The sequence below is a fragment of the Emticicia aquatica genome, from assembly GCF_923079645.1.
Classification (GTDB): Bacteria; Bacteroidota; Bacteroidia; order Cytophagales; family Spirosomataceae; genus Emticicia; species Emticicia aquatica.
The window spans coordinates 161,860-173,989 of sequence record NZ_CAKLPY010000002.1; the positions used below are offsets into that span (position 1 = coordinate 161,860).

Consider the following 12,130-nt stretch of genomic DNA (forward strand, 5'->3'; position numbering starts at 1 on the left):
CCTTCTAAAGCATTCCGATTTCAGTTAATATTCTTGTAAACTCTTCACTCATTGGTGCAGAAATATGTATATTTTCTCCAGTAACTGGATGAATAAAACTTAATTCGCTTGCGTGGAGTAACATCGTATTTAAACCAAATTTTTGTTCAAACATCTTGTTATGTTTACATTCTCCATAAGTTTTATCGCCGATTAAATAATGTCTTAATTGGGCAAAATGTCTCCTAATTTGGTGCATTCGACCAGTTTCTGGCGTAATTTCTGCCAATGAGTACCTTGATTTTGGATAACGACTTACTTCAATGTCTAGTTCCACTTGTTTCAAACAACGATAATGCGTAATAGCATCTTGAAAACCACCTTTTTCTTTTTCAAGCGGTCGGTCGGTCATACCTGATTCGGGCAAGTATCCACGAACTAAAGCCAAATATTTCTTGTGTGTTGAATGATTTTCAAATTGCTTTTTAATTTCTTTATCCACTTCTGGAGAAAGGGCAAAAAGCAAAACTCCCGAAGTTTTTCTGTCGATTCTATGACATGGGCTCACCCAGCAATTGAGTTGGTCACGCAATAATTGCAGAGCAAAAACACTTTCGTCGGCAGCAATAGATGAACGATGAACTAATAAATTATGTGGTTTATTGATTGCAACAAGATAATCGTCTTGATAAAGAATTGGAAGTACTGTATTTTGCATTAACAATTTAAAATTAGACATTATAAAGCCTACGAATTTTTCTTTTGATAAGCTTCCCAAGCCAAATCCCAAAGCAATGCTACTCGATTTTCCCAAGCATTACTCATGGCAGCGGCGAGTCTATTTTCCTTTTTTTCGACCGAATTATCATTCATGGCCAGCGGAATCATGCTCAAAAACTCTTCGTGATTATTGGCTAAATAAATATGTTTAGCAAAAGTAGCAATATCTTCCGAGAAATTTGTCGTTACTACAGCTTTCCCTGCAGCTAAATATTCATTGATTTTGAGCGGATAAATGCCTCCAGTAAGATTATTTTTCACGAAAGGAATAATCGTGCAATCAAAATATTGTAGAAATGACGGTAATTCTTCGATGCGTTTTGGTCCAACAAAAACAATGTTTTTATAATCATCAAGTTTGATATTCGTAAACTCTTTGTCTTTTCTTGGCCCAACAATCACAATCGTTTTATCTGGATTTTGTACGGCAATTTTCACCATCAATTCGTAATCAATTCGCTGGCAAATAGCTCCCGTATAGCCAATTATTGGCGTTTTTATATCTGCTATTTCCTTTGGTTTGAGTAATATTTCTGCAATAGCTTTCTTAAACAAATGCACATCTCCTCCATTCGGAAAATAATTGACTGTTTTATTATTTCTTGCCGAGATATTCCTGCATAATTGCTTGGAAGTGGCCATTGACATATCGTAGTGCGTCACACAACTATTTTCTTTTACCAAGCCGTGTCCTGGCACTTCCTCAATGGCATCACGGCTATGATAAATGCTCAAACTTGGCGACAGATATTTTTGAACATTTGCCAAGTATGTTGGGTTGAAAGAATTAATCAGCAAAAAATCTTTAAAGCCCTTTTCTCGACAAATACGTTTGATAACATTGCTCAATTGTCTGTCATTATAAGCACTCGCAATATTGTACAATTCTCCTGCTGGAAGCGAGTAAATTGGCAAAGCTGGTTTGGGAGTTACAGCCACAAAATTTGGCGATTGCTCTGGCACATTGACCAAATAATCTTTACCAAATAACAACGCATTCATTCGTCTTTTAACGGTTGGCTTTTTTCTTTCACGCCAAACATCTGCCCAAGAATAAGGATAATCTAGGTAAAAAACGGGATTATCTCTACTCAAAACCTTCGCCAATGCCAATGAAGCAGACGAAACGTCTCCATCCCAACGAGACATAGTTGTGATGAAAATAGGCAGTTGTTGAAATGCTTCTCGGCTTAACATTTTTTTAATAGATAATGAATTGTTGTTTTTTTAGGTAAGACCAACAAATTGACGCTTGACAAAGAGTTAATTACAGAAAATCAAATTTATAAACTTCGCTCTATATCAATAATACAAATCTTTTCGAGAAATCGGCTTCTTATTTTTCAGCTTTCTTCCAGCCTTAAATCCGAAATATAATGCCACAAAAACAGGCGGTAATATGATATTCCAAGGCATGATTAATTATTTTAAAAAATAGATAATTATCGAATTTTATATTTCAATGCTCTGTTTCATTGCCTTCGCCATGAGGTGTATGAATAAACTGTTTACGAGCTTTACTAATATTTAAAGTCGCTTTCAGAATTGAAATCAAAGCAATTGGAATTTGCAAAAAAGCCATTATTAATTGTTTGTTATACCATTTTGCAGGAATTCCAAGTAGTAAAGCGACCGCCAGTGCAATAAATAAACCCAAACTGAATGGAAATAATTCGCAGGCAAAAAAGAAACAAAATATCAGCCAAAGTCCTAAAACCGCCACTAACATTACTCGTGGAAATAAATAAGTTTGAAACACTTTATTGAAAAAAGCTACATTTCCTTTCAAAAGTTGAATCCAACCTTCGATAAAGTATTTTTCAAAAAATTCAACTTGTGTTGCAAGCCAGCGGCTTCTTTGCTTACTAAATACATCCGTTTTAGCTACTTTTTCATCGTAAACATATTCGCCATCTAAGAAAGCGACTTGCTTTCTCTGACGCATCAATCTGAATTCTAACTCTTTATCCTCGCCTGAAGTATCGCCAATATCTGTTAAAAGACCTACAAATAAACTCCAATCGAAAGCCATTCCACTACCGATTAATGCCGAAGGCAAACCTACTGCCACGTGTCCACGACGGAAAATATGGTTATTAATTTCTTCGGTACAAGCATCCAATAATGCAAATGGTGTTTGGAAATTCTTTGCTGTTCGATGCCCTTGCACCGCAGCATATCCTTGCTCAAAAGCATTATTAACAGCGTGTAAAAATCCTGCTCCAATATGATTATCGGCATCCAAAATCAAAACAATATCAACTTCATTTTGGGCTGTTGCTTCAACCGCTTTTTGCAAAGCTTTTCCTTTGGTGCTTTTCTCAAAACTCACTTCAACTACTTTAATCGGTAATTGATTTAACGTTTTGAGCGTTGCTTCGGTGAAAGAATCTGCAATAATTACTACCTCAAATAAATCTTTGGGATAATCTTGCTCGATGATATTTTTTGCAGTTGCAATAATCACTGCATCTTCTTTATAGCCAGGAACAAAAATTCTTATTTTGCGAAGTTTTTGTGCTTTGGCAAAAATCTTTTTACTAGAGATTTTTCCTGCAAAAGAGAAAAACAGCAAATATGCTACCTGAATTGTAAGATAAATCAGAATGAAATATTCAATGAAACTGAGTATTGTTTGTATCATGGTTTTGGCATTATTCAGACTATTAAAAAAGCTTTTTTTATCTATTTATTAATCAATTATTACTTGATTAAACTGTGTTGACGAATGATTGGCTGGCTCTTGGTGTGACGAATGGGTAAAATTCCAAATCAACGCTTGCCAAATTGATTTGGCGTGAGCTTGTTCTTTTTTCAAAAGATGTTTTAAAATATGAACTGGCGAAGAAACCAACACAAAAAAAGCACTGGCAATCAGCCATCGAAAACCAACGTAGTTTCTGCGAATGTATAAAAATCTATTACGGTATAAATAATACGTTTTAAAAGCTGAATTTTTACCAGTCGAAACAGATTCTTTATGAAATATCTGAGCAGTTCCCACATAATGAACGCCATAACCGTTCTTCTTGAATCTTGCAGCCCAGTCAAGTTCTTCATAATACAAGAAAAACATTTCGCTCATTTGGCCAACTTTTTTCAGGGCAGCCATCGGAATCATCATTGCTGCTCCATTTGGTAAATCAGTTTCACGCATATCATCATACTTGCCATCATCTTTTTGTAAATAGCCAATATCATAACTACGACTTGTGAGTGGATGAAGTCCGATTGCACCAGCATATTGAATCGTATCAGGCATAAAATGATACTTGATTTTCGGACAAGCAATACCACATGAAGGGTTTTTCTGGAGATATTCTACTAAAACATCTATCAAATTGGGCGTTACCTCGGTATCATTATTTACCAAAAAAGCATATTCTCCTTTGACATAATGCAAGCCTATGTTGTTTCCACCCGCAAAACCTAAATTTATTGGCGTGCTAACGTGCGTAATAAAAGGAAATTCTTTTTTTAAGTAAGCTGAAGATTTTTTTGGTGAAGCATTATCAACCACAATCACTTCCCAATTTGGGTAAGTAAGTAACGCAAGCGACCGCAGCATATCGGCAGTAACTTCTGGCGTGTCAAAATTGACCGTTATAATTGATACTAATGGCTGATTCATGAAGGAAAGTTTGTAAGTTAAAAATTATACCGTTCAACTTTATAAATTTTAAATGTGAATCTTTGTTCGTAAAAACTACTTATTTTTAGTATCCCACTTAGGACTAATAAACACAAAAGCCCAACTAATATAGACAATAGCCGACGACGGCAGAGCGTTCATTACTTCGTTTCCATAGCTACATACCAAACTACCAAAAGAACCCGCACACAAGGAGATGAGTTGATTTCGAAGAACTGGGTCATGCGTATCCCAAATAATTCCTGCCGATTTCCCAACTATATAAAACATGATTCCAAACCAAAGCGTAAAGCCAATTATCCCATACATTGCCCACATTTTTACGTATAAACTATCTGGGGCAATCGTTGCGGTTGGTATATGTTTATTAAAAGTTACTCCCCATTGCCCAATTGTACCAACGCCAGTTCCAAAAGGTTTAGTGGCCAACATATCGCTCAAACGTCGCTGGTTAATAAGTCTAACTTGTAAAGACGGGTCATTGGGGTCAAGTGAACTACGGAATCTTCTCATTTGGTCATTTCCTGAACCAATAGAAGTGTATTTAAGCATTCCAATAAAACCTAAACCAACTATCATTCCAACTATCAAGATTTTGGTTTGCTTGATTAAAACCAAAAATATAAATCCACCGCCAACTAAAGCTCCCATTGCACCTCTTGTTCCAGAAATAAGCATTCCATAAAAGATAACCGCAGCTGCAATTGTATAACAAGTTTTTCTGAAAGTTGAATAAGGTCCAATAGCCAAAACAATACACATAACTGTCAAATGGGCTTGTGAAGCACCAAACTGACCAGCTTCAGAATAATAAGAGAAAACCCTAAGCTTACCGAATAAAACGTGTGTTTTCTTCGCACCTTCTTCGAGCCAGCGATGCTCGGCTTCATCTACGCCAATAAATAATTGCTTAATGCCATAAATTGCTCCAATGAATGACATGATGATTATAATTGTGAGAAAAAGATTGATGTCAGTTTTTTTCTTGAAAACCAATATCACTAACGGAACGGTCAGAATCCAGTAAAGTGCCGCCGAACGCATTTCCTGAAACCAACCTTGAATATTTGGTCGAGCTGGATTTCCAATTTGTAAAACCGTTAGTCCAAACCAAGCTAAAGCTAACCAAACTAAATCATTATCAAGGTGTCTAAATCGGTATTTGCTTCCACGATAAAAAAATATTCCTAACCAAGTAAGAACCAATAAACCATCGACTAAAAGTCCAAATTGAGGCCCAACAATGTGTTTTCCAAGCGTTGGCATCACAAAGCAATAGAAAATAAAAGCAATGAGTCCAACACGTGGATTTAGGAAAACTGCTATTAAAAAAGTAATCGCAAAAGGCAAAATCAATAACATTCCTGCGATTGAGATGCCCATATTTGCAATCAATCGACCCAGCACATAACTAAAAAAAATGGCAGGAATTATCCAACGTTTATTGATACCGATTCGGTTAGTTTTATAATACAAATCATTTTCCATAACTACCGATTTATTTTCACTTTAAGCTTAGTAATGGTTTGACTAATAAAGGTTTGGCTATATTCAATCATTTCGTTATGCACATGATTTCCTATTAAAACACCTGTTTTTTTAAGCATCCACCAGCCTAGTGCCGCACCTGTCAATGCATTGATAACGGTTGCAAATGCTACCCAAACTAAATCATGTGTTAAGTAAATGGCCAAAATATCAGCAACGATATTGATGATTGCCATTATTAATACTTTATAAAAATTTTTATCAGGTTTCTGAAGAGCGTCTAAACCAATACCCGTCATGCGATTGATTGGCAATAAAAGCCCAAATAAAATAAATACTCTAAAAATCGGTGTTGTGTCTGCATATTGTTTTCCGCCAATTAATAAAACCAAATAAGGTGCTAAAATAAAGGCAAATAACAAACCTGGAATATATAATAAATATGACCACGAAAGGTACTGTACCATTGTTTTTTTGAAACCCGAAGGGTTATTTTCATTATGTTTCGCTGCTAATTGCGGAAATGCAGTCGTACTCAAACTTCGCAGCGGAATCTCGAAGAGTTCGGTTAATTTCATAGGAATTGCATATTGAGCTACCGAAGTAGGTCCCATCACGCTACCAATCAGAAACGTATCTGCACTTTTTAAGACATTGGTTGTGGCCAAAGTTGCCAATGTATATTTTATCAAGTTATACAATGATTTTACTTCGGTCATTGTCTTGAATTTTATCTGTAAAGGATGCGTTTTTCTAGCAATTAATACATAAACCAACAATGCTACATTGAAAAGCAAATGTACCGTTGCAAATTCTTCCAAGCTACCTTCGCTGAAAAAAGCATAAAACGCAATAATTAGACCATTGGCACTTTGCGTGATTCGTAGTAAAAGCAGAAAACTCAAATCTTGCTTGGCCACAGCTTCGGCTTCCGCAATATGTAAAGGCAGGGTAACAATACCCAAAATGGCATACCAACCACAAAAAATCTGAATACCTGGTTGTTTAGAAAAAACACCCGAGAAAAAAAGAATAACCAAGACAATAGAAATACTCAATGAAATCAGTCCACCGAGCCAATAAGCACTACCAATAATAGTTTTTTGCAAATCTTTATCATCAGTTGAAGCACGCATCACCAAAGCCGACTGCAATCCACCTGATTTTATCATTTCGAACAAAATAACTGCCGTTGTATAGACAATATATTCGCCCAAAACAACTGGTCGAGTTACTCGAACAAGTAACATAAATGAACCTAAACCAATGATTGCAGGTAGAAGTTGACTAGCAAATGCTAATCCTTGAATGGCAGCTTGACTCTTATTTTTATTCATCGAATTATCGGATTTTCTTTCTATTTCCAAATTCAAATTTTGCCAATCTTTTCAAAATTGTTCTTACAAAAGTTCGGCTTTTTGGCACTTCACCGATGTATTCCTCAGCAAAATCCGTATCTACTCCATTTAAGATAAAATATGGTTTATTTCCTGTTGTTTTGGCAAAAATTGATAGTAATTCTTTGTCAACCCTACTCCAAACTCGATTGGCTCTACAAAGCAAAATAGCATAATTGAGTTGCGGAAATAACCCTGGTTTGAGTACCACATCATCCAAAGATGGAAACTCCATCAACACAAAATCTTTGGCTTCAGACAATCTTTTATCTCTCTCAATCAATTGTTTATCCAAATTAATTGGCATCGAAAGGCCTATTAGTTTATTATTTGGCTCATTGATTGTCAAAGGCATATAAGTTGTAGTTTCTGTGGTTGTATTATCAAGCAGCAATTGCTTTTCAACCCGATAGCTGAGATTAGTTAATTCTCGTTCTAGCAAATTGATAATGGTTGTTTTTCCTTCTCCTTTCTGAACGCTAATTACACCAATTACAACAGGTTTGTCTTTACTATCAATTGTTCCTAAAAACTGTTGCAGTAGTCGCAAATTAGCTTTTTTGATAAAACTAGGATTTTGGTTCAACAATGGGTAAATACCCATGAGCTGTGCATCAACGGTTTTTCTAGCTCGCAGTGGTTCAAGTAAAGTCTTGTTAATCAGTGCATTAGCTAAAATAACACCCAAGACCAAAACAAAACCTACTAAAAACCCAACAATCACTAATACGATTCTTTTTGACGTATTTGGTTTTAAAGGCAAATAAGGAGCATCAACAATTTTTAGTTTTGAGGTGAGCTCCGTATTTTGTTGCGTCAATCGAGCTACACTCAACCCATGCAAAAGTTCCAAATATTCTTGTTCTGATACACCAATTTCACGTTCAATTTTCTTCAACATGGCTCCGAGTGGAGCAAATTTTCGGTATTCTTCCTCAAACTCTTTCTTGCGTTTATCCATAACGGTCAACTTTGCTTTACTTTGTTCATAAGCAAGCGTAGTTTTCAGCCATTCATCTAATACATTTTTGGTTGGAATTCCGTTTGGCGTATTACTTTCCGTATATAATTTATCAATTGTTACTTTTAAACTACTCTCCGTACGAGCAGCCAAACTTTTCAAACTATCTATTTGTTTTTTGTTGCTTCCGTCAGTATTGACCATTTCACCCAAAGCAATCCTATTGTAGATATTTGAAAGCTTTTCTCTTTCTTTTACTATATCTTCATTATAAAAAGTTTGGTTTACTCTTCCCTTTATATTGTCGTTAACCTTCTCTAATGAAGATTTTGACGACATTTTATCCATCTCTAAATTATGATTCAACGCATATAAATCTTCTCGTTCACCCGCCACTGCCTTTGTTTGCTCATAATAGTTAATGATGTCATTATTTTTATTGAAATCCAAAAAGTTCTTTTCAGATGAATCAAGTTTTGAATACGCTTTTTTAGCTTCATTTTCAAAATAGCTTACAACCGACCCAGTTTGACCTTCTCTTAATTGACGGTTTTTGTTCATAAATGACTCCTCCAAAAGTTCCAACGTACGTTTACAAATAAATGGGTCGTTGGTTTCGTAAGTAATCTTAATCAAATCACTATTACTAATCCGATTGGCTTTGATACTTTTGTAAGCATCAAGCGAGTAAAATGGATTGCTAGAATAAATTATTTTATAAATTACATTACCCTCTTTTTTTTGCATATAATCAGCTACCGCCAAACGTGTTTCAGCCAATGTCGGTTTTAGTAACTCTTGCTTTATTTCATTTGGAATCAATTTTTGAAATTCATCATAAGCAGCCCAAGTCATTGCAGCGGGGTCATGTTTTTTCATGAAAATGTGTTCAGCAATCAAGTTTACTGCAACATCTTGTTTGGTTTCTCTAGACTCAATCAAAGACAATAAGTTGTCAAACGCATTACTTGTTGTGTAGAAATCAGCTTTTATTGTTCCATTGAGACTGTAACCTGAAGCTAATCCTGTATAAATTGTTGATTCAGAAGCATATACTTTTTTTTCGTTTCGGGTAAAATAATATATCGTTGCTGCCAAAACCGTAGGGATTAGCAGCAGCCAAAGCAAGTTTTTAGAAATTAGTTTTAAAAAATGCAGGAAACTCATTTTACTTGATTTAACAAAGTTGAAAAACTTACACCAGTATAGGCGTCAAGCTGCATTAAACTGGTTTGAAATCGATTGAGATTGGTTTCGTATTCTATCTTTGCTTTATTAAAAATATCTAAGATTGTAGAATATTGGCCAACAGATAATTGCCCTTGCATAAATTCTTTCTCACCCAATTTAAAATTGATTTGAGCCGCTTGGCGGTTACTACTACTTATCACCATTAATCGATGCGACAACTTTAATTCTTGATAATAGCGAATCACTTGCTGTTTTACGTACAAATTCGAGTTTTCTTTATCAAATTGAGCCATTTCCAATTGGGATTGGGTTGATTTTAATAAATGTCTGCGATTAAGTATGAGCGATAATGGTAGTTGTAATCCAACCCCAATGTTATAAAATCCAGTCTGAACTGTGGTGAAACTATTTGCGGCGTTAAATTCGGTTACAGCCGAATAATTTGTTCCGTAATGGTAACTTGAAAGAAATGAAAAACTACTAAAAATAGCATTTCGACTGATGCGTTGATTGGCAGATGAATATTCAACATTAGCTGACATTCTTTTAACATCAGGCGAGAACTTTTGAGCTGAATTAATCAAAATTGGTAAAAGTTGGTCGTTAGCCAATGCTTTTATCAATAACGAATCAGTAGAAATCTTCTGGCTCATCGCATTATTGGAAAACAACCCTATGTTTATCCAAATAATAATTTTGAAAATATTTTTTTTGCACCAAGTCATGGTCTAATATTTTTATGAGTTTTAGCTGAAAAGGTGTTTGTGGATAGACTTGTTTTTATTCAAAAAACAACAAAAACAAGTCTAAAAAGCACAAAACAAACATTTTTCAGTTCCTAAATAGAAGAGTATCAAAAACTATGCCGTTTACAAAATTATTCTTTAGAAGAAAGGTAGAATTGTTTTTTAGATAAACTGCTGTATCATTACTTTTTTTGGTAAATCTTCAGCATTTTTTCTGCAGTTTTTTCCCAAGTAAACATACTTGGACGCAAATATCCCGACGATATTTTTTCTTTACGTAGTTCTTGGTTTTCGTATGCGGTTTTCATGGTAGTAGCAATTTCATCAACAGCGTATGGATTTACCAAAAAGGCAGCATCACCTGCTACTTCAGGCATGGCTGAAATATTAGAAGTAACAACGGGCGTTCCGAAAGCCATCGCTTCCAAAATCGGAAGTCCAAAACCTTCTCTCAGTGAAGGATATAAAAATACTTTTGCCTCTGAATACAGCGTTAGAAGCACATTTTCGCTCACAAAACCTGCAAAAACAAAGCGATTTAAAAAAGATATTTTGCCAATTTCATTCAAAATTTCTTCAACAAACGATGATTTTAAACCAGTAATTACCAATTTCACTTTATCATCGGTGCTTGCAAAAGCTACAAACGCTTTTACAGTATTATTAACATTTTTGCGAGGCTCAACATTACCAAGAAACAAGAAAAAATCATCGTCCAGATTCAGTTGTTTACGAACTTCATTAATAGTTTCTGGACTAGGTTTTACCCCAAATCGTCCGCTTACGCCATTATGAACAACCGTAATATCGTCGCTTGGCAAACCCAAAACCTTTACAATATTGGCCTTTTCAACCGCCGAAATCGTAACGACATGTTTACATTTACGGATGATTTTTGGCACAAGCCATTTTCGGTACATATTACCGAATTTTTGATAATTGGAAGAAGTATTTTTACCCTTTGATTGCTCCATAAAGATTACATCGTGAAGCGTCAAAACCAAGGGCATTGACAAAAACATCGGAGCGGTATTACTGGTGCAGTGCAAAACATCCACGCCATACTTTTTTGCGTAAATTGGCAACATAATTTGTTCCCAAAAAACATAGTTTTTGCCTGGCACTTCAATAATACGAAAATTACTGGTTTCACTCAAACAAGTGTTGTCTTCATCAGATTTTACGAAAATAAAATAATCATTTTCAGTATCAATTTTCTGTAAAGAGCGTATCAATTCTAAGGCAACAATGTCCATACCATGCTTGTGCGGACGGAATAGTCGCTGGGCTTCAATGCCTATTTTCATTTTTAGAAGATTAAATTTAAAGCACGTAAAAAATGAGGATTCACGAATATTGGCTCATGCCAAAACTTAAATACAAGCGTTTTTGTACTTTCAAATGATTTTTTTTAATTTATCATTCATCAAATATTTGCAAGTTTCTTTACTTACAAAGCATTCAGACGCTTCAACTCGTCTTTGATGATAAGTTTGGCATGATTTATTTCGACTGCCAACGTATCATACTTTGCAACCAATGTATTCACATCAGGATTTCCTTTGGCGTAAAGTTCTAAATCGTGCACTTTCGGATGCAAAAAACCTAACCCAACCATTGTGAAAGATGGCTTAATTTGATGCGTCATATCGCTGACTTCTTTGAAATTACCGCTTTGTATTTTGCTCGGAATTCCTTCCCAAATCGGCATATTATCATCTATGAAAGACTCAAACATGATTTGGACGATTGACAGGTCATCTCCATAAATTTCTTGAAGATATTCTGAATTTAGTAATGGATTGAAAGTAAACATAAAGGTTGTATTTTTTCAGAAATAAGTTGCAAAAATTATACCACAAAATCATTTTTATGTAATAATTATCCTTGTAAATAATTACATTTGACATTCAAAACTATATTAATTGTATTTTCT

The 12,130-nt window shown here is 35.0% G+C and carries 10 protein-coding genes; all 10 read right to left on the reverse strand.

Going from position 1 to position 12,130, the window contains the following annotated elements; translation table 11 throughout:
* Nucleotides 1-4: 4 nt before the first annotated feature.
* The 10 genes from MJQ71_RS10435 to MJQ71_RS10480 all read right to left on the reverse strand — a co-directional run bounded on the left by MJQ71_RS10435 (nucleotide 5) and on the right by MJQ71_RS10480 (nucleotide 12,010).
* Nucleotides 5-697, reverse strand: coding sequence for a pseudouridine synthase (locus MJQ71_RS10435; RefSeq protein WP_238806557.1), 693 nt, complete (start codon nucleotides 695-697; stop codon nucleotides 5-7).
* A 29-nt stretch (nucleotides 698-726) separates the two neighbouring features.
* The gene (locus tag MJQ71_RS10440; RefSeq protein ID WP_238806558.1) at nucleotides 727-1,956 is read right to left on the reverse strand and encodes a glycosyltransferase; all 1,230 of its coding nucleotides are present in this window, start codon (nucleotides 1,954-1,956) and stop codon (nucleotides 727-729) included.
* A gap of 262 nt (nucleotides 1,957-2,218) precedes the next feature.
* Entirely contained in the window at nucleotides 2,219-3,403 is a 1,185-nt protein-coding gene (locus MJQ71_RS10445; RefSeq protein ID WP_238806559.1) for a glycosyltransferase family 2 protein, read from the reverse strand.
* A gap of 48 nt (nucleotides 3,404-3,451) precedes the next feature.
* Nucleotides 3,452-4,390, reverse strand: a complete 939-nt coding sequence (locus MJQ71_RS10450) for a glycosyltransferase family 2 protein (RefSeq protein WP_238806560.1) — start codon at nucleotides 4,388-4,390, stop codon at nucleotides 3,452-3,454.
* A 75-nt stretch (nucleotides 4,391-4,465) separates the two neighbouring features.
* Nucleotides 4,466-5,899: an O-antigen ligase family protein gene (locus MJQ71_RS10455; RefSeq protein ID WP_238806561.1), complete on the reverse strand. Its 1,434-nt coding sequence runs from the start codon at nucleotides 5,897-5,899 to the stop codon at nucleotides 4,466-4,468.
* Between the two features lie 2 nt (nucleotides 5,900-5,901).
* Entirely contained in the window at nucleotides 5,902-7,236 is a 1,335-nt protein-coding gene (locus MJQ71_RS10460; RefSeq protein WP_238806562.1) for a lipopolysaccharide biosynthesis protein, read from the reverse strand.
* Nucleotides 7,237-7,240: 4 nt separating this feature from the next.
* Nucleotides 7,241-9,424 (reverse strand): GumC family protein, encoded by a 2,184-nt coding sequence (locus tag MJQ71_RS10465; RefSeq protein WP_238806563.1) that lies wholly within the window; start codon nucleotides 9,422-9,424, stop codon nucleotides 7,241-7,243.
* The gene (locus MJQ71_RS10470) at nucleotides 9,421-10,101 is read right to left on the reverse strand and encodes a TolC family protein (RefSeq protein WP_238806564.1); all 681 of its coding nucleotides are present in this window, start codon (nucleotides 10,099-10,101) and stop codon (nucleotides 9,421-9,423) included. Before MJQ71_RS10470 ends, MJQ71_RS10465 begins: the two co-directional genes overlap by 4 nt.
* A gap of 275 nt (nucleotides 10,102-10,376) precedes the next feature.
* Nucleotides 10,377-11,501, reverse strand: coding sequence for a glycosyltransferase family 4 protein (locus tag MJQ71_RS10475; protein ID WP_238806565.1), 1,125 nt, complete (start codon nucleotides 11,499-11,501; stop codon nucleotides 10,377-10,379).
* A 143-nt stretch (nucleotides 11,502-11,644) separates the two neighbouring features.
* Complete coding sequence (locus MJQ71_RS10480) at nucleotides 11,645-12,010, reverse strand: Hpt domain-containing protein (RefSeq protein ID WP_238806566.1); 366 nt, start codon at nucleotides 12,008-12,010, stop codon at nucleotides 11,645-11,647.
* Between the last annotated feature and the right edge of the window lie 120 nt (nucleotides 12,011-12,130).

Bases quoted from the DNA above. Each gene is read 5' to 3' on its own strand.
- MJQ71_RS10435 (WP_238806557.1), bottom strand. From the start codon at position 697: ATGCAAAATACAGTACTTCCAATTCTTTATCAAGACGATTATCTTGTT.
- MJQ71_RS10440 (WP_238806558.1), bottom strand. From the start codon at position 1,956: ATGTTAAGCCGAGAAGCATTTCAACAACTGCCTATTTTCATCACAACT.
- MJQ71_RS10445 (WP_238806559.1), bottom strand. From the start codon at position 3,403: ATGATACAAACAATACTCAGTTTCATTGAATATTTCATTCTGATTTAT.
- MJQ71_RS10450 (WP_238806560.1), bottom strand. From the start codon at position 4,390: ATGAATCAGCCATTAGTATCAATTATAACGGTCAATTTTGACACGCCA.
- MJQ71_RS10455 (WP_238806561.1), bottom strand. From the start codon at position 5,899: ATGGAAAATGATTTGTATTATAAAACTAACCGAATCGGTATCAATAAA.
- MJQ71_RS10460 (WP_238806562.1), bottom strand. From the start codon at position 7,236: ATGAATAAAAATAAGAGTCAAGCTGCCATTCAAGGATTAGCATTTGCT.
- MJQ71_RS10465 (WP_238806563.1), bottom strand. From the start codon at position 9,424: ATGAGTTTCCTGCATTTTTTAAAACTAATTTCTAAAAACTTGCTTTGG.
- MJQ71_RS10470 (WP_238806564.1), bottom strand. From the start codon at position 10,101: ATGAGCCAGAAGATTTCTACTGATTCGTTATTGATAAAAGCATTGGCT.
- MJQ71_RS10475 (WP_238806565.1), bottom strand. From the start codon at position 11,501: ATGAAAATAGGCATTGAAGCCCAGCGACTATTCCGTCCGCACAAGCAT.
- MJQ71_RS10480 (WP_238806566.1), bottom strand. From the start codon at position 12,010: ATGTTTACTTTCAATCCATTACTAAATTCAGAATATCTTCAAGAAATT.